The organism is Winogradskyella helgolandensis (assembly GCF_013404085.1).
Lineage (GTDB): Bacteria > Bacteroidota > Bacteroidia > Flavobacteriales > Flavobacteriaceae > Winogradskyella > Winogradskyella helgolandensis.
The window spans coordinates 249,044-266,666 of the sequence record NZ_JABFHO010000001.1 but is presented as its reverse complement, the minus strand read 5'-3'; the positions used below and the strand labels follow the sequence as shown (position 1 = coordinate 266,666).

General features: G+C 34.4%; 17 protein-coding genes. 5 read left to right on the top strand and 12 right to left on the bottom strand.

The window, feature by feature from the left end; genetic code table 11:
- Position 1: 1 nt before the first annotated feature.
- From HM992_RS00950 to HM992_RS00895, 12 genes are all read right to left on the bottom strand, one after another.
- Entirely contained in the window at positions 2 to 793 is a 792-nt protein-coding gene (locus HM992_RS00950) for a DUF547 domain-containing protein (protein ID WP_179318216.1), read from the bottom strand.
- A 12-nt stretch (positions 794 to 805) separates the two neighbouring features.
- Positions 806 to 1,705, bottom strand: coding sequence for a sterol desaturase family protein (locus HM992_RS00945; protein WP_178983305.1), 900 nt, complete (start codon positions 1,703 to 1,705; stop codon positions 806 to 808).
- An 82-nt stretch (positions 1,706 to 1,787) separates the two neighbouring features.
- A complete protein-coding gene (locus tag HM992_RS00940; protein ID WP_179318215.1) occupies positions 1,788 to 2,600 on the bottom strand; it encodes a purine-nucleoside phosphorylase in 813 nt (270 codons plus the stop codon).
- Positions 2,593 to 3,222, bottom strand: a complete 630-nt coding sequence (locus HM992_RS00935; protein ID WP_179318213.1) for a TIGR04282 family arsenosugar biosynthesis glycosyltransferase — start codon at positions 3,220 to 3,222, stop codon at positions 2,593 to 2,595. The genes HM992_RS00940 and HM992_RS00935 overlap by 8 nt, the downstream gene beginning before the upstream one ends.
- Positions 3,215 to 3,709, bottom strand: coding sequence for a rhodanese-like domain-containing protein (locus HM992_RS00930; RefSeq protein WP_179318211.1), 495 nt, complete (start codon positions 3,707 to 3,709; stop codon positions 3,215 to 3,217). Before HM992_RS00930 ends, HM992_RS00935 begins: the two co-directional genes overlap by 8 nt.
- 30 nt (positions 3,710 to 3,739) lie before the next feature.
- Complete coding sequence (locus HM992_RS00925) at positions 3,740 to 4,567, bottom strand: metallophosphoesterase family protein (RefSeq protein WP_179318209.1); 828 nt, start codon at positions 4,565 to 4,567, stop codon at positions 3,740 to 3,742.
- A complete protein-coding gene (locus HM992_RS00920) occupies positions 4,552 to 5,886 on the bottom strand; it encodes a sodium:solute symporter family transporter (protein ID WP_179318208.1) in 1,335 nt (444 codons plus the stop codon). Before HM992_RS00920 ends, HM992_RS00925 begins: the two co-directional genes overlap by 16 nt.
- A gap of 6 nt (positions 5,887 to 5,892) precedes the next feature.
- Entirely contained in the window at positions 5,893 to 7,335 is a 1,443-nt protein-coding gene (locus HM992_RS00915; protein ID WP_179318206.1) for a SusD/RagB family nutrient-binding outer membrane lipoprotein, read from the bottom strand.
- Positions 7,336 to 7,417: 82 nt separating this feature from the next.
- Positions 7,418 to 10,612, bottom strand: coding sequence for a SusC/RagA family TonB-linked outer membrane protein (locus HM992_RS00910; RefSeq protein WP_179318204.1), 3,195 nt, complete (start codon positions 10,610 to 10,612; stop codon positions 7,418 to 7,420).
- Positions 10,613 to 10,701: 89 nt separating this feature from the next.
- Complete coding sequence (locus tag HM992_RS00905; RefSeq protein ID WP_179318202.1) at positions 10,702 to 11,382, bottom strand: TIGR04282 family arsenosugar biosynthesis glycosyltransferase; 681 nt, start codon at positions 11,380 to 11,382, stop codon at positions 10,702 to 10,704.
- 70 nt (positions 11,383 to 11,452) lie between these two features.
- Entirely contained in the window at positions 11,453 to 12,508 is a 1,056-nt protein-coding gene (gene arsS / locus HM992_RS00900; protein ID WP_179318200.1) for an arsenosugar biosynthesis radical SAM (seleno)protein ArsS, read from the bottom strand.
- A gap of 56 nt (positions 12,509 to 12,564) precedes the next feature.
- A complete protein-coding gene (locus HM992_RS00895) occupies positions 12,565 to 12,900 on the bottom strand; it encodes an arsenosugar biosynthesis-associated peroxidase-like protein (protein ID WP_179318198.1) in 336 nt (111 codons plus the stop codon).
- A 175-nt stretch (positions 12,901 to 13,075) separates the two neighbouring features.
- On the opposite strand from HM992_RS00895, the gene xdhC reads away from it, so the two are divergent.
- The 5 genes from xdhC (at position 13,076) to allE (ending at position 17,617) form a co-directional block, all read left to right on the top strand.
- Entirely contained in the window at positions 13,076 to 13,858 is a 783-nt protein-coding gene (xdhC, locus tag HM992_RS00890; protein WP_179318196.1) for a xanthine dehydrogenase accessory protein XdhC, read from the top strand.
- 30 nt (positions 13,859 to 13,888) lie between these two features.
- Complete coding sequence (locus HM992_RS00885; protein ID WP_179318194.1) at positions 13,889 to 14,896, top strand: hypothetical protein; 1,008 nt, start codon at positions 13,889 to 13,891, stop codon at positions 14,894 to 14,896.
- Complete coding sequence (locus HM992_RS00880) at positions 14,893 to 15,378, top strand: nucleoside-triphosphatase (RefSeq protein WP_179318192.1); 486 nt, start codon at positions 14,893 to 14,895, stop codon at positions 15,376 to 15,378. The genes HM992_RS00885 and HM992_RS00880 overlap by 4 nt, the downstream gene beginning before the upstream one ends.
- Positions 15,379 to 15,609: 231 nt before the next feature.
- Positions 15,610 to 16,848, top strand: coding sequence for a M20 family metallo-hydrolase (locus tag HM992_RS00875; RefSeq protein WP_179318190.1), 1,239 nt, complete (start codon positions 15,610 to 15,612; stop codon positions 16,846 to 16,848).
- Between the two features lie 7 nt (positions 16,849 to 16,855).
- The gene (gene allE, locus HM992_RS00870) at positions 16,856 to 17,617 is read left to right on the top strand and encodes a (S)-ureidoglycine aminohydrolase (protein ID WP_195806592.1); all 762 of its coding nucleotides are present in this window, start codon (positions 16,856 to 16,858) and stop codon (positions 17,615 to 17,617) included.
- The last annotated feature ends 6 nt before the right edge of the window (positions 17,618 to 17,623 follow it).

Here is a 17,623-nt window from a genome sequence, read left to right as displayed (position 1 = left end):
TTTAATCATTCAAACCCCAATTATAATCCGTGTAACTTTTCTTAGCCGATTCTGAAATGGTTACGTCAGCATATTGGTTTAAAAAATCTATTAAGCTGCCGTTTGTTTCGAAGTCTTTTTTAAACCATTTAAAGATTTTTGAAATTTTAATGTTGTCTTTTGAAAGTTCGTTTTTAGACGTGTCCGCTAAAAATTCTTTAGTCACCTTCGTTAATTGTGCATCTAAGTTTACAGCTGTAAATGCCGTATTCTGAAGTTTAGGACAAGATACCGAAGCGCAAACAATGGCGAAATGAATTCGAGGTTCATCCATGTTTCTAAGAATCTTATGCTCAATATCATTAAGGTTTTGCCAGGTATCACCAAATTTCCAAAGTCGTTGATCCCAAGGGTCTTTAATGTCTTTAATGCTTTTTGTTGGGTAATTTCTAAGGATTAAATCTATAGTAAGTGCATTGTAGGCGTTAATCCAATAGGCTAATTTTTCATTTTTAGACCATGTTTCGTTTGGTTGATTATCACTTAAATAGTCAATATAAATATCAAATTCAGCCTTGTCATTTTTAATGGCTTTATAATCGACATTCCCATCATCTGATACATGGTTTTGTAAAATCGTATGCCATCGCTTGTGCATTAATTCTTTAAAATTTGCAGACTTTTTCGGTGGTTTTGGTGGAAGCGGAATTTCTGTTTTTTCAATCTCATTAGTTGAAACTTTAATTGATTTTTGCATACCACAACACGACAAAGTGAATATTAAAGTGATAATTAATACTGATAAATATTTCATATATTTTTTTTATTATTCTGTTTTCCGTTTGCGCTGAAATGCAGGATATGCAGACTGACTCATAAAATCTTTTGGGAAATTTTCGTCGTCATCAAAGCCTAATTCGATGTCTCTTCCATCGTGTGGAATGTAATCGGTTTTAAACAAATAATCCCAAAGACTTAAGGTGATTCCGAAATTCACACCAAACCGTTCTCCTTTAGGTAATTCTTTAACGTGATGCCAAATGTGCATCTTTGGATTGTTAAAAATGTATTTTAAAATTCCATAATCCCAGCCCAAATTCGCATGATTTAAATGTCCAATGGTAATATTAAAGAAATAGACGATCGCTACATCTTGCGCGTCAAATCCACCAATTATAGCAAGCGGAACGTATAATATTGTTTTATAAACAATAGGTTCCATCCAATGATATCGTAAATGCCCTGCAAATCCCATTTCCTTAATGCTGTGATGTACTTTGTGGAAATTCCAAAGCCATTCAAATCGATGTAAAAGCCTGTGGGTATTCCATTGTACAAAATCTGACACAATAAAAAGGATGAATAAACCTAACCATTTAGGTAGTGCTTTAACATCAAAAAGCTGAAAACTTGAAAGTGATAAGCCAACAACTCCCAAAATATCATTGAATAATTCCGAAACCGTATTAGACAGCGCAATAAGTATAATGAGATTTAAAAGAAAGAAATTGAAGAACATATAAAAGGTGTCCAACCAAAAATCTTTTCTGAAAAGTGCTTGCTCTTTTCTCCATGGAAAGGCAATTTCTAAAATCCAAACTAAAACAGATATCACAATAAGACCATAGAAGAAATTGTCCCAATGGTTAAGGTCAATAAGTTCATATTTCAGGTAGTTCCAGTAATTGGAATATGATTTTGTGAATATGTCTAGGTATTTTTCCATCTCTCATTCCTGCGAAGGCAGGAATCTCTTTTTATGCATTTAGACTTGCTTGGTTTTAAAAACCTGCTAAGTCAGGTATTTATTATAATGTTTTAATCAACGCTTTAAAAAGTGTAATCATATTTGGTTCAGCTTTTCCTGCCATAGCTATGATTTCATTAATGTCAACAGGTTTTAAGTCATCCGGATTACATTCGTCTGTTAAAACAGAAACGGCAGCGACTTTTAAATTTAAATGATTAGCAACAATAACTTCAGGAACAGTACTCATACCAACAGCATCAGCACCCATAATTTTTAACATTCTATATTCTGCTCGTGTTTCTAGTTGAGGTCCAACAACAGATGCGTAAACACCTTTGTGTAATGTAATATTATGTTGTTTGGCAATATTTTCAAATTTTGAATTGATTTCCGCATCATAAGGTGCACTCATATCAGTAAAACGTTCTCCTAATTCTGAAACGCCTTTAAATGCCAAAGGAGAACCTCCTTGAAGATTAATATGGTCGTCGATGAGCATTAATTCTCCTTTTTTATAATCGAGATTAATTGCTCCTGACGCATTTGAAACCAATAAAGTTTTAATACCTAATTTTTCCATTATTCGCACAGGGAAAGTCACATCTTGCAAGGTATACCCTTCATAAACATGAAAACGGCCTTGCATTACAACTACCTTTTTACCTTCAAGATTACCATAAATAAGTTTGCCTTTATGAAACTCTACAGTGGCTGTTGGGAAATTTGGAATGTGATTATAACTAGCTTCTGCAATGATGTCTATTTCGTCAATCAACTGCCCTAAACCTGTTCCTAATATAATGCCGATTTCAGGGTTTTCAAATCCTTTACTTTGTAAATATTCGGTGCTTTCTGTAATCTGTTTAATCATTGAGTTGCTGTATTTTTTCTTGTAATTTTAAGTTAGATTTATAAAAGTCTGAAGCAATTAAATCTTCATACGTATCAATATCGTTTAAAGTGTCTAAGGTACCAACAGAAATATCATTGTTGTGTAACTCTTGTAACGTAAGCTCTAATAACTTGGGCTGACTCCATGGTTTATTAATGAATATAGAATCGTGGAATTTAGACATACCAACCAAATAATAACCACCATCTTCGGCAGGTCCAAAAACAACGTCATTAGTAGTTAAGGCGTCTAATCCGTTTTTAATATGAGTAGAATTAATATCTGGTAAGTCTGAACCAATAAGTACAATCTTTTTATAGCCAGATTCAAAACCATCTTTAAAAGCGTTCATCATACGCTCACCTAAATCAACGCCTTTTTGCACTGCTTTAAAATCATGCTCCCATTGCGATTCAACCACAGTATTAGAAAAATAAATACGTTTGTCCATGTCTAAAGCTTCAGTTGCTTTTTCTGTAATTTTAACTAATTCGGTATACACTTCAAAAGCTCCAAAGTCGCCAATAGTTTTAGCGAGTCTGGTTTTTACGGTTCCTAATTTTATATTTTTTACAAATACAATTACAAGTGTATCAGTCATATATTTTGTTTCCTTTTAAAAGCCATTGGCTCCATTCTTTTGAAAATGCATGTACATTTTCAGTGGGTTTATTTTCAATATCGTAAACCGTGAAATCTTTGTTTTTCCATTCAAAAATACCACCAAATAAGTTGAATACGTTAGTGTAACCTTTCTTTTTAAGTTGTTCAGCAATAGCTTCAGAGCGAATTCCTAAGGAACAATAAACGACTATAGCTGTGGATTTGTCCGTAATTCGATTCGTAACTGATTCAATTTTGAATTTATCATAACCAACATGAATAGCGTCTTTTAAATGACTCGTTTCAAATTCAAATAGTTCTCTAGAATCTAATAAAATAGCGTTTGTTTTTGGCATGGCTAATTCTTGTACAGAAATATAAGGAACACTTTCTTTATTATGTGTTTTTAGCAACTTTTCAATTGATTCTTGGCCATTTACCAAAAAGCTTAAGAGTAAAAATGATAATGTAAAGATTTTATGCATGCCTTTTTAGTGCTATTAATTAGGGTAACCTTACAATTCTATAGGTTGTCCTTGTAGTTTTTTTTCAGTCTCAGGTAAAATTTCCATATTATCCCAAAGACCTGAAACGATTGTTTTGGCATAAGATTCTGGAAGTAATCCATTTAACATGAGTTTGTTTGCTAGTGTATGATTGTACTCTAACTTACGAAAATTTACTTGTAAAGGTTTTGTCGAGTCATCCAAAATAGCAAACCAAACATTAGGTTTTCCATCATTAGCAGGCATACCAATCACACCAGGATTTACCCAGAGTTTAGCATCGTTCTTATCTTCAAAAGGCAAGCCACAATGTCCAGCAATAATGACGTCAGTTTCTGTAGCTTCAAAATTAGATTGCTTAGTAGCCCAAGGTGTTGACTTAAAAATAAATTCTGAAACATTAAAATACGAACCATGTACGACGGTTACCTTCTGATTCCCAATGGTGAATTTTATATGGTCTGGAATCGTTTCAAGATAGTCAAGAGAATCTTTTGAGAGTTTACTCTTCGCATATGGATACCATTGTTGCGAAAAACCATCGCATCGCGACCCTTCTCTAAAATCGCATCCGCAATCATCTTCATCATCACGTAATTGTATTTCAACATTACCAACAATGCTTCTGGCATTCCAATTTTTGAAGGTCTGAATGGTTTCTTCGGGTTGGGCACAATAGCCAATAATATCACCAGTACAAATACAGTTTTCAGGGGTAATACCTTCAGATTCTGCCACAGCAATTAGTGCTTCAAGGGCTTGAAGGTTGCTGTAAACACCACCAAAGAGTAGTACTTTACCTGATAATTTTCCTATGTCAATTATGTTTTTATCCATTTCGGTATGAAATATAAAATATTACAACTTAAAATTCCCCAAATATTTACCCAAAGTAAATCGGCATACTTGCCTTCTGTAAAAATTAGGGCTTCTGGAAACACCTCAAATACGAGTAAAAATCCAAATACGAGTCCTGCAATCACACTAAGATAAAAACTCAGTTTTGGAACTTTCGTGTTCCAAAATAAGAATACAGGTGTTAAGCCAATGACCATCGTTCCTGATATGGTGGTTGCTGATAAAATTTCGGCTTCAAGAAAAACAGGAAGTGTGCCTAAAATCGCTATGGCAGCCATAGATGCTCTTCCAAAAGTTAAATCGTTAACCATGCCTAAATCAATCGCTAATAATTTTGAAAACGATGAAAACGTAGAGTCTAGAGTGGATGCTGCTGAGGTTATCATTATAAAATTAATAACTAATAAAATAACCACACCAAAGGCTTTGCCAACTTCTACGGCGGCTTGACCTTTAAAACCTTGGGTTTGCGCATAGACACCAATGACGCTAAATAGGATAATGCAAATGGCGCCTAATAAACTCGCCCATAAAAAGCTTTTTCGGGTTACTTTAGGTGAACTGATAAAGGCTCTATCGGTTAAAACCGGATCGTGAAACGGATAACTAAAGGATTGAATAATGGCTGCGAAAAATAGGTTTAAACCTAACTTAAAACTCCAAGTTCCAGAAGTGACGACATCAGTAACGCTAAAGGTTTCAATGGAGAAGATATTCCATAGAATTAGCATAAGTAGAATACTAAATAATACCATCTGAATCACATCAGTAAAAATAGAACTACTCAAACCGCCTTTTATCGCATACGCTAAAGTTAAAACAGTAAAAACGATAATGGCCCAATAATAATTGGAACTTCCTGTTTCTCCAAAATAACTACCAATAACCATGGTGTTACTCCAGACTTCATTAAATAATCTGATGGCAATCAATATCGAAAACAAAGCCATGGCTCCTTTTCCGAATTTGGTGGTTAAAAATTGATGAATACTTTTAAATCCGCCAACAACGCGCATTTTGTAAATTAGTAAACCAGCGACAGCAAACGATACATAATAACCAGCATAAGCAACACCACCAACAATGCCAAAATCCAAACCTAGATTTGCGGCATTGGTAATGCTCTTGGCAAAAATCCAAGAAATGATAAGACTTCCGGTAAGCACCAAGCTGTTTGGTGCTTTCTTTTTATGAACCGCCTTAAAAAATTCGTCTGTTGTCTTTGCTAATGGCGATAATATAAAGAGTAGTAAACTCGATGCAATTATCAATGTCCATTGCCAGTTAATTATATCCATATTCCATTATTCATTCCACCAAACTGGCACGTTTATACTATTGTTATCGGTTGCGTTGGCTGCAACACTGTAATTTTCAAAATTTAAGGCTGCTTCTTCAGCAGGATAAGGCATTCTAATCGGAATTAAATCATTGTTTAAACTCGCCGAAATGGTTTGTAACTGAGGGAAACCTGTTCTTCGGTATTCTATCCAGCCTTCATAACCATTAATCACATTAGCTATCCATTTTTGCGTTAAGATTTGTTCTATTGGATTTGACCCAAAAGCATTATAAGCCGCAGGACCAGTGAGGTAATCTACAGGTAATGCTGTGTTCCAATATTCGAAAGCTAAAGTGACTCCGGAATTATAAAGGGTTTGTGCATCTGCGTTGATAATACCTTTGGCAGCCACTTCGGCTAAGGCGAATTGTACTTCCCAAGCAGTTATAAAATTAGCATCTAAAGTAGACGTGTCTTCTCTGAAAGCTATACTTGCTAAAGAATAATCTGCTAAAGCAATAGAAGTCGAAGATGCATCGATACCGTTAAGCAATCCGTTAAATTCGTTTGAAGTTGAATTAGAAAAAGGGCGAAATAAACTTGAAAGTCTCGTGTCATTCAAGCCAATTAAAATATCTTCCATAGTTTCGGATAAGACAAAATTGTTGAAATCACCAATGCGTAATTGTGCCAATCTAAAACTGTTTGGATCTGTGTTTGTAAAATTAAAAATAGCATTTTCACTGTTGGAAGTGATATAGTTGCCTTCATCAAAAAGCGATTGTAAATCACTAGTAACATCTATTTTATCCGAAATACGAACCAAATGCTTAATTTTTAAAGCATTCGCGAATTTTATCCAAGCGTCTAAATTGCCATCAAATAAAATATCGCCTTCCAATGGAATCATATCAGAATAGGCTTCAATTGCAGCAATACCTTTACCTAAATTATCTAATATACCGTTTTCATTAAGATAGATATCTTCTTGTGAATCGTATCCTGGTGTTACGGTACCTTCAACACCATTGAACGCTTCAAAATAGGGAACGTCTCCAAATAAATCAGTTAAACCAGCAGCCATATAGGCTTTTAAAATTAAAGCAGGACCTTCATAAACAGCAAAGGTTTCTGTTGTTCTAGCTTGATTTAGGATAATCTCATTATCTCTCAAATTGGTATAAAAAATAGGCCAAGGATTACCTCCTAATTGTGGTGATTTTAACGCGTGTCTATCAAATAAATTGAAATCTAAAGCGGTTCTATGTTGTGCTAATAAATCGCCGGCAACAAAGCCTTCGTAACTCATGTTTTCTCCAAAATCGTAAATAACCTGTCTTAGCAACAAACTCGGTTGGACCGAACTGGGTTGGTTTGGGTTGGTATTTATGTCTTCAAAATCTTTGGTACAACTCATCGTTGTTGCAATAAATAAAACAGAAAGTATATATGTGAAATTTTTCATTTAAAATTTTATTTTCATTCCCTTGAAAAAGGGAACTTTATTCTTTTATTTTCTCTTCTTGAGATTCTCATTGTCGTGAGAACTAGAAGTTAAATCCGGCTTTGAAACCAATACTTCGTGTTGTCGCATAACTCATGTCTTCAACACCACTTACAAATCCATTGCCTTGAACGGCTAATTGTTCTGGGTCAAAATGCGGATTTCCAGTGAAAGCAAATAAGTTGTTTCCAACTAATGAAAGACTAATGTCAGCACCTTCTTTTAAACCTAAAAATCCATCTTTTAAGTCAAAAGTATAGCCAATAGCGAATTGACGTAACTTTAAAAAGGAAGCATCATAAACATTATTTTCTTCGTGATTTCTATCGTAAAATTGTCGGTAATAACTTTCTGCAGTAATCGCAACGGTATTTGCTTGTCCTGTATTTACATTGACACCTTGTGCAACAATTCCGGCATCTGGTCGGTAACTCGTTTCTGCTAGTTGACCACCAACATTTCCTAAAGCGCGTGTTCTAGATACAATTTCGCCTCCTTGTCGCCAATCGAATAAAAAGCTCATATTCCAATTTTTATAATTGAAATTGTTACTCCATCCTAATGTAAAATCTGGATTATAATTTCCTAGTTTTTTTAAGTTGTCATCGGCAATGTAGTTACCATTATCATCAATTAAAAATTCATCATTTTCATTTTTTAGATAACCAGTTCCGTAAAAATCTCCAACACGTCCACCTTCTTCCACCTGAAACCAAACCGTTTGATTAGCACTATCGTAAATTCTGCTATAAGCAAGTGTTAACCTTCCGTCCGACTGTGGTAAGTTTTTAATAACAGAGCGATTAGTGGCGAAGTTAAACGTGCTATTCCAATTGAAATTATCCGTTTGAATTGGTGTAATCCCTAAAACAATTTCTACACCTTGTGTGTTTACATTTCCGCCATTAACTACTTGTTGGCTGTAACCAGAAGAAATGGCAACAGGTAAAGAAATAATTTGGTCCTTTGTATTGGCATTGTAATACGTAAAATCGAATCGTAATCTATTATCTAAAAATCGTAAATCTGTACCAAACTCATAAGAGGTGGTGCTTTCTGGTTTTAAATTGGCATTGGGAATAAAATCTTGGTCGCTAAACGTAGGTTCGCTATTGTATGGTGTTTGTGATACAAAAGCACCAGAAGTTTGGTAAGCACTTGTGTCGTTTCCAACTTGTGCCACACTCGCTCGCAGTTTTGCAAAAGATATGGCAGTTGGTAATTCCACAACATTAGATAGTATAAAACTTGATGACACTGAAGGGTAGAAAAACGAGGTGCCATCTACCGAAAAAGGTGTCGCTAAAGCGCTAGACCAATCATTTCGACCTGTAATATCTAAAAATAAATAATCTTTATAACCCAATTTTGTAATACCGTAAAATGAATTGATACGCTTTTCACTTTCAAATTGAAAGACTTCAATAGGTGAAGCTGCATTGTTTAAATTGTAAATTCCGGGTTGTGCCAAACTAACCGTTTGTGATTGTTTGGTAGTTGCAATTTGATTCAATCTATTTCCACCTAAAAACACATCCACAGAAAAATTATTAAACTGATTTTTATAGTTAATTAAAAAATCGGTATTCACTTCTCTAAACATAACATCGTGCTCTGCATAAGCACCATTACTAAAACGATTACTACTGTAGGCTCTCCGTAATTGTCTAGTTTCGGTGCTGTAATCCATTCCTGTTCTAAGAGAAATACTTAAATTTTTAGTTAGGTCTTGGGTAATAGAAATATTACCAAAAATTCGGTCGCGATTAAAGGAATTGGTGTTCTCGTTTAAAATGAAATACGGATTGTCAAAAAACGTGTAATTAAATGAATATTGCTGTGTGCCTTCTAAACCAGGTTGCCAATAATTTTTAAGATTTTCTATATTTAAAGAGCGTGGTCCCCAAGCAACTAAAGAGTAATTCGCGTTTTCACTGCCGTAACCATTGGATGGTCTATTGTCACTATTAGAATTTATATAACTGAAAGATGAATTGATTTCGGTATTGTCACTTGGTTGAAAGTTTAATTTAGCAGAAATGGTTTGTCGGTCTAAATTCACGCCAGGAATAATCGATTCACTTCTTAAGTCGGTAAAAGATAATCGGTAATTTCCAGAATCGAACCCATTAGAAACTGAAATATTATTAATAGTGGTAACACCAGTTTCATAAAAATCTTTCAAGTTATCCGGATGAGAAACAAAAGGTGTAGCTGTGATGTCTAAACCATCATAAAGTGCAGTATCTCCACCTCTTACAAAAGTACCGTTTGGTAATTGCACAGGACTATCAAATTGTCTAATTAAAAGTCCAGCATCTAAACGTGGTCCCCAAGAATAGGTGATATTATCATTAATACCACCACCAAGACCATCACCATATTCAAACTGACCAGAATTACCTTGACCGTAAGAATTTTGAAAATCTGGCAACCTAAAAGCAGTGTCCACAAAAAGCGAGGAATTAAAACTAATACCTAAACCTCTTTTGTTTTTTCCGTTTTTGGTTTCAATAACAATAACACCATTAGATGCTCTTGTCCCATACAATGCGGCAGCACTTGGCCCTTTTAAAACGGTAACAGAACCAATATCATCAGCATTCACTTCCATACCACCATTTCCAAAATCAATTTCTTGAAATCCGGCTGCAGCTTCATTGGTGAAATTAAAAACCGTTTCGTTGTTAATCGGCACACCATCAACCACAAATAAAGGGTTGTTATTAGAAAAAGACGCTTCACCTCTAATCGTAATTTTAGAAGACGAACCAACACCTGTGGCACCTTGTGTAACCGTTACTCCAGCTAATTTTCCTTGTAGGTTGTCTAGAAAGTTCACGGTTTTTACTTCTGTTAATTTCTTAGAGGAAATGGCCTGGACAGCATAACCTAATTCTTTGGTATCGCGTTCTAAACCTAATGCTGTAATTACAACTTCATCTAAAGCAGCAGAATCTTCTTGTAATTCAATATTGATAATTGTTTGATTTGCGACCTCAATAGTTTGTGTTTTAAAGCCTAAAAATGAGTAGGTGAGTTTATCTGTAGTTGAATTAACGACTATTGTGTAGGTGCCATCATCGCTTGAGGTCGTTCCATTGCCGTTGCTAGATGAAATGTTTACAAAGGGCAAAGGTATTTTTGAACTGGCTTCGGTTACTGTTCCGGTAATTGTAATTTGAGCATTACTGAAAAAGCAAAAGCATAACAGTAAGCATAAGTAAATGTGCTTCATATGTAGACCACAAAACGTGGCTATTTTTTAAAATGAGAGATTATTTAGTTGAAAAAATCTTTAGGTATTAATGACATTAAAACCCAATTTTAAATATGAAGTAAAATAGGTGAGCCTTTATTGTAGTGTTTGTTGAAAACGGTTCTACCATGAAAAACAGAAGCGACTCTTGTAATTGTTTTTACTTTTTTTAGAATTTTTAAAAGCAGTTTTCTAATATTGAAATCTAAAGATTTAAAATTCTTTAAGACCAATTCTATATCTGAAGTGTCATCAATATCTGTTAGCGTTTCTAAATAAGAAACACTTTCGTTTTGCTTTAGTAATTCTTGATGTAAACAACGTCTTAATTTAGATGTTTGCCAAGGTAAATTTTGGATGTCTGTTTTACTGAAATGTGCTTCCTTGAAACCCATTAAATAGAAACCTCCATCGGTTGAAGGTCCTAAAACAAAATCTGAATTCTCTAATTTATCTTTAGCTTTTAAAATAAGATTAGCGGTAAGGTTGGGAATGTCATTACCAAGTGTAATCACATTTTGAAACCCTTTATTAAAAACGGTTTCAATAGCGTTGGTAAAACGTTCTCCAAATGAATGTCCTTTTTGCGCTTTCTCAGAAATATGAAAATAAGGTAAACCCGCTTTTTTTACTGTTTTTACAGTATCAGAATCAAGCAAATTAAAGAAGTCAGAAGAAACAACTGATTTTGAAGTCAATTCTTTTCCTGCAGAATTTGCAAAGATTAATATGGCGGTTTTGTTATTCATATGTTATTCCTGCGAAAGCAGGAATCTTAATTTGTTTAAGTCTGAGATTCCTGATTTGGCAGGAATTTGTTTATGCTACAACACCTTGACAACTACTTCCTGCTCCAGCAGTACAACCATAGCAATGTTGAGAAATAACGATGTTTCTTCCTTCTAATAATTCTTCGTTAAATTCTGAAATATGTCTCGATTTGCTATTTACGGGTAACTCTAGCATCTGATTAAAATCACAATCAAATAAATACCCATCCCAACTAATTGATAAGGTGTTGGTACACATCACATTTTCTACAGCAGCCGGATTATAAGCTTCCACTAAAGAATACATATAATCTTCGTAATTTTCTGAAGCAATTAAATAATCTAAGAATCGTGCGATAGGTAAATTTGTAATCGCAAATAGATTATGGAATTCAATTCCAAAATCGTCCATCAATGCCTTTTTGAAATCCTTTTCCATTGCAACTTGATCACCTGGTAAAAAAGCTCCAGACGGATTGTAAACTAAATCTAGTTTTAGATCACTTCCTGGCATTCCGTAACCCACGGCATTTAATTCTTGTAGGGCTTTTATAGATTTATCAAAAACACCATCACCACGTTGTTTATCCGTTTTTCCACGTGTCCAGTGTGGCATAGAACTTACCACATGTACATTGTGTTTTTTAAAGAATTCTGGCAAGTCATAATATTTTTTGTTTGCTCTAATAATGGTAAGGTTAGAACGCACGATGAAATCTTTAATTCCCACTTTGGCAGCTTCTTCTACAAACCATCTAAAATCAGGATTCATTTCTGGTGCGCCACCAGTTAAATCTAGCGTGTGCGCACCTGAGTTTTTTATGACTTCAAGACATTGTCTCATGGTATCTCTGGTCATTATTTCTTTTCGATCCGGACCAGCATCTACATGGCAATGGTCGCAAACTTGATTACACATGTAGCCAACATTAATCTGTAGAATTTCTAGTTTTTTAGCTTTAATTGGAAATTGACTCGTTTCTGAAATCTTATCTTTAAAGGTTGGTAATTCACCACTTTTAAAGATACCATTAGAGAGTATTTCTATTTGTTTATTGCTTTGCGCTAAATCGTTTCCGAGTTTTTTTAGGGACTTTGTTGCCATTAATCGTTTCTCTTGTTTGTAATTCTTACGAAATTAATGCGGTTGAGGTTTTTATCTTAACCGTCTAATTTGTTGACTTTATTCATCATTTGTACACCATGTACTAAAGTGGCGCCGCTTTTTATGGCTGCACCAACATGTATGGCTTCCATCATTTGCTCTTTAGTAATGCCACGTTGTAATGTGTCTTTTGTATAGGCATCAATACAATATGGACATTGTTCTGTATGCGCTACAGCTAAAGCTATGAGTGATTTTTCACGAGCAGTTAAAGCGCCTTCTTCAAATACTTTTGCGTAATAATCGAAGAATTTTGTTCCTAATTCTTCACTCCATTCTGTGATTTTTCCAAATTTGCGTAAATCCGCAGCATCGTAATATGGTTTTGACATATAGTTGTATTTTGATTAAAAAAATCAATATACAATCTTATGTCGAAGTTAAATCCTAAAGATTACAGAAAATTTTAAAAGTTTGATTGCTATTAAAAGGTTTGACTCTAGTTTTAGAAGATAATACCATTTATATCAAAAAAACCTTACTTTTAAATTCTCTTTTTTATTAGAAATGCAAAACTGGATTGAATTACTTTTTGAATTTAAACAAAAGCAAATACCTGTTGCCTTTATAACGGTGTCCAAGTGTTTAGGGTCAACTCCTTGTGTGGTGGGTTCGCGTATGCTCGTGACTGAGGGTAAAGAAATCCATGGAACGATAGGAGGAGGGAAACTTGAATTTAAAGCCATAGACGAGGCTATCGTTGCTTTAAAAGAGAATAGAATTATTGAATCGACTTATACTTTGGGACCCGAATTTGAACAATGTTGTGGTGGAAAAGTGGAATTTATTATAGAACCTATGAATCAATCACCAGAATTATTTTTATTTGGAGCAGGACATATCGGTGTTGAAATCACAAAATTATTAGTCGATACACCTTTTAAAGTGAACCTTATAGATTCACGCGAAGATTGGTTTTCTAATCTAGAATTAGACAGCATTGTAACCACGCATCAAGCCACTGAAACCGATTTTAAATCGTTTAAAGATGCTGTAAAATGGGGATCTAATTGTTATGTTTTAGTGTTGACTCACAATCATGCTATTGATTTTGATATTATAACAATGGCATTACAAAACGAAACTAAATTTTTAGGACTAATAGGAAGCAAAACAAAAAAAGTAAGATTCAATAATATGTTGATTAATGAGATGCATATTCCTGAAGGAATGACAAATGTGGTGTGTCCAATAGGTTTAGACATTGGAGGAGATACACCAAAGGAAATTGCGATTAGCGTGGTGGCTCAATTGCTTCAAGTGCATTATAAAGACACCGTTGAGAATTAAAAGAGATGCCCGTTTTTACGGGAAGTATGCATGAAAAACAATAAATCCATTATAGAAAAACTAACTGCACTTTGGGCTTTAAACGAGTCGGGTTTAGGTGGTTTTTTACACGTGTTTAATTCTCCATTCACAGGATTAATTGTGGGTGGTGTCTCTATTTTACTGATTAGTTTGATAGCCTATTATGCCGTAAATAAATGGCAAGCCATCTTAAAAGCCTTGGTGATTGTGTTAATTATAAAAATGGCCGTGAGTCCATATTCACCTTTCGGAGCTTATGTTGCAGTGAGTTTTCAAGCTATTCTCGGAGCCGTTTTATTTTCTAACTTTTCATGGAAAGGCATTACTTTAATGGTCTTAGGAATGGTGACATTTCTAGAGTCTGCGCTTCAGAAATTAATAATACTGACCATTGTATATGGTACAGAATTATGGGAGGCCGTTAATATTTATGGTGCTTGGGTGCAGAGTAAACTTAATTTTATGTTTAGCACATCAACAACATCATTTTTAGTGACATTATATTTATTAATCTATGGGGTTTGTGGTGTTTTGGCAGGAGTCTTTATTAAAAATGTCATTGGAATTATTGCCAATAAAACCGAAGCGGACTTTTACCTAGAATTAGATTCTGCAACCTCTGAGAATCACAAGAAAAAAGTAGCCTTTAAAACTAAAGTCATTTGGGTTTGGCTGGTTACGATTGCGATTATAGTTTTAGCTTTTTCAATATTTGGAGGTCCACTTTTTGGATGGGAAAAAGCCATTTATATTGTCTTGCGAAGCTTCTTAATTTTAATGCTTTGGTATGTCGTGATTGGCCCTTTCTTATTGAAAGTAGTTCAGAAGTTTCTTCGAAAAAAGGAGTCTAAATATCAAGAGGATATTAGTAATGCGATGGATTTGTTTCCTTATTTCCGACAGATAATTTCATATACTTGGAAAGATACAAAACACCTCAAAGGGTATACACGGTTCAAATATTTTATGGCCAATGGCATTTCTAATTGTATTCATTTTAAAGTGCCTTCGGAATGATTTATATTCTTACAGGTGAAATTCGATCTGGTAAAACAACAGCTTTATCGGAGTGGTGTAAGAACCGAAATGATGTCGATGGTTTGTTATGTCCAGATAATGCCGAAGGAAGACGTTATTTTCTAGAGGTTAAATCTAAGAATGAATTTGAACTTGAAACGGAACTCGACACTGAAGATATTATTAAAATAGGAAACTTTAAATTTTTGAAATCTGCTTTTGATAAAGCGAATGAATTTTTAATTTCTGCGGATTCCGAAACTAAGACGACATATCTCATTATAGATGAACTTGGAAAACTTGAATTAAGGAATGAAGGTTTGCATTGGTCTGCAGAGAGATTGATTCCTAATTGTTTAACTGATAAAAACAGGCATCTCATTCTTGTAGTTAGAAATTATTTGGTTGAAGTCATTGTGAAGCACTATTCAATCACAGAATATCGGATTCTAACAAAAGTAAACCTAGAAAACCTGAATTAGTCTTGTAAGATTTCCGCAACCTTGTAGATGTGAAAAGTCGATTTATACCTACAAGGTTATAATTAAACCTTTCTACATCATACCATCTCATTAGTTACGCTATGATGAGGTTAACGTTTACCAAAATTAATTGTCATTGAAGCATAAAAAAGCCCTTCCAAGAAATCTGCATTTTAGTTTGTATCTATTTTGAATAACAGTATTTTTATAAATTGAATCTCTCAGACCTAAATGAATAACAGAACAGAACGAATTACAAAACGATTAGAGCAATTGTCCTTAATCAGCGATGACGATAAGTGTTTATCTCGCTTTTTTGGAACACCTGCACATAATGAAGCCAAGAACCTATTAATGACTTGGATGGAAGCAGCAGGTTTGCTTGTGTTTTGTGATAGTTTAGGCAATGTAAGAGGTGTGTTGAAAAGCAACCAACAAAATGCAAAACACTTTGTTATTGGTTCGCATTACGATACGGTTTATAACGCCGGAAATTTTGATGGTCCTTTAGGGATTATACTCGGAATTGAAATAGCACAACGATTAAAAGAAAACAACACAGAATTACCTTTTCATTTAAATATTGCTTGTTTTTCGGATGAAGAAGGTTCACGTTTTAATACCGCTTATCTAGGAAGTAGTGTTTTGGCTGGTAATTTTGATACGGATTGGTTGCTAAGAACAGATGATTGCAACGTGACGTTATCTGAAGCCATAGAAACATATTACGGAAATGTAGAAGCCATTTCTAATGATAAAATTCCTGAAGGAGACTGGTTAGGTTATTATGAAATTCATATAGAACAAGGGCCTGTGCTTTGTAAAGAAAATTTACCAATTTGCTTAGTTAGTAATATTGCGAGCCAAATTAGAGTAGAAGTCACTTGGGAAGGTATAAGTGCACACGCTGGCACCTCACCAATGTATTTAAGAGATGACGCGCTTTGTGCAGCTTCAGAGTTTATTTTAGAAGTAGAAAAAACTGGGCAAAAGCATCAAGAGAAATTGGTAGGCACTGTCGGAAAAATGAATATGTTGTCTAATACATCTAATGTTATTCCTGCTTTTGTGTGTCATAGTCTGGATATCAGAAGTGCGGATTCCGACTTTTTAATCGAAATACAAGACCAACTTCAACATAAAGCTATAGAAATTTCTAAAAAAAGAAATATCAAACTGAGTTGGAAAGTCATGCAAATGAATCCGGCTGTGATTTGTGATAATCATTTAAAAGACGTGCTTAGAAAAAGTATTAAAAAAGTGGGCATTGATAAATCCATAGAAATCACAAGTGGAGCAGGTCATGATGCGGTTATGATATCCAAAGTAGCACCAGTTTCTATGTTATTTGTGCGTTGTACAGATGGAATTAGCCATAATCCAGAAGAATATGCGAGCCCAGAAGATATAGAAGTCGCTCTAAAAGTTTCAGATCAATTTTTGGACGAACTAATTAAAGAATTTAATTAAAATAGTTATGAGTAAAATAAAACTAACAGCCTTATCAAGGTCAGTTGTAGAATCTGATCATGCCGTGATTACAGGCGATGGATTTGTAAATAGTAAAGTTCCTGGTTGGGATAATTGCGAAGTTAATGTGGTAATTAACGAAGCTATGGGAGCCAATTTTTGTCAGCTTTTAATAACCATGGAGGCCTCAGGACAATTGAAAGGCAGAACTAAAGACTCACAAATTTTCTTTTATGTTTTAGAAGGTTCATGCGACGTAACCGTTGAAAATCAAAACGAAAATCTCAAAAAGGGATCTTATGTTTATATACCAGTAGGAAAAGATTATTTGTTTTCTAAGGCTGAAGCAGGCACTAAACTATTAACCTTTCATAAGGTTTATGAACCGTTAGAAGGCTTTCCTGTTCCAGAAATTATAATTAATTCCGATTCAAAAATTAAACAAAACATCTATTGTGATGATCCTAATTTGTTGATGCAAAACTTATTGCCAGAACAAGATAATTTGTCTTGGGATATGGCTGTTAATATTTTCACCTATAATCCTGGAGCCAATCTTCCATTTGTTGAAACGCACATTATGGAGCATGGCTTAATTTATTTAGAAGGTCAAGGGATTTACCGATTAGCAGATAAATGGTATCCTATTAAAAAAGGAGATAGCATTTGGATGGCACCCTATTGTCCACAATGGTTTGGTGCTTTAGGAACAGAACCAGCCGTCTATATTTATTATAAAAATGTGAACCGATTTCCAACAACAATATAAATAACT

Excerpts from the sequence above, each read along its gene's own strand:
- HM992_RS00950 (WP_179318216.1), bottom strand. The coding sequence starts at position 793 with ATGAAATATTTATCAGTATTAATTATCACTTTAATATTCACTTTGTCG.
- HM992_RS00945 (WP_178983305.1), bottom strand. The coding sequence starts at position 1,705 with ATGGAAAAATACCTAGACATATTCACAAAATCATATTCCAATTACTGG.
- HM992_RS00940 (WP_179318215.1), bottom strand. The coding sequence starts at position 2,600 with ATGATTAAACAGATTACAGAAAGCACCGAATATTTACAAAGTAAAGGA.
- HM992_RS00935 (WP_179318213.1), bottom strand. The coding sequence starts at position 3,222 with ATGACTGATACACTTGTAATTGTATTTGTAAAAAATATAAAATTAGGA.
- HM992_RS00930 (WP_179318211.1), bottom strand. The coding sequence starts at position 3,709 with ATGCATAAAATCTTTACATTATCATTTTTACTCTTAAGCTTTTTGGTA.
- HM992_RS00925 (WP_179318209.1), bottom strand. The coding sequence starts at position 4,567 with ATGGATAAAAACATAATTGACATAGGAAAATTATCAGGTAAAGTACTA.
- HM992_RS00920 (WP_179318208.1), bottom strand. The coding sequence starts at position 5,886 with ATGGATATAATTAACTGGCAATGGACATTGATAATTGCATCGAGTTTA.
- HM992_RS00915 (WP_179318206.1), bottom strand. The coding sequence starts at position 7,335 with ATGAAAAATTTCACATATATACTTTCTGTTTTATTTATTGCAACAACG.
- HM992_RS00910 (WP_179318204.1), bottom strand. The coding sequence starts at position 10,612 with ATGAAGCACATTTACTTATGCTTACTGTTATGCTTTTGCTTTTTCAGT.
- HM992_RS00905 (WP_179318202.1), bottom strand. The coding sequence starts at position 11,382 with ATGAATAACAAAACCGCCATATTAATCTTTGCAAATTCTGCAGGAAAA.
- arsS (WP_179318200.1), bottom strand. The coding sequence starts at position 12,508 with ATGGCAACAAAGTCCCTAAAAAAACTCGGAAACGATTTAGCGCAAAGC.
- HM992_RS00895 (WP_179318198.1), bottom strand. The coding sequence starts at position 12,900 with ATGTCAAAACCATATTACGATGCTGCGGATTTACGCAAATTTGGAAAA.
- xdhC (WP_179318196.1), top strand. The coding sequence starts at position 13,076 with ATGCAAAACTGGATTGAATTACTTTTTGAATTTAAACAAAAGCAAATA.
- HM992_RS00885 (WP_179318194.1), top strand. The coding sequence starts at position 13,889 with ATGAAAAACAATAAATCCATTATAGAAAAACTAACTGCACTTTGGGCT.
- HM992_RS00880 (WP_179318192.1), top strand. The coding sequence starts at position 14,893 with ATGATTTATATTCTTACAGGTGAAATTCGATCTGGTAAAACAACAGCT.
- HM992_RS00875 (WP_179318190.1), top strand. The coding sequence starts at position 15,610 with ATGAATAACAGAACAGAACGAATTACAAAACGATTAGAGCAATTGTCC.
- allE (WP_195806592.1), top strand. The coding sequence starts at position 16,856 with ATGAGTAAAATAAAACTAACAGCCTTATCAAGGTCAGTTGTAGAATCT.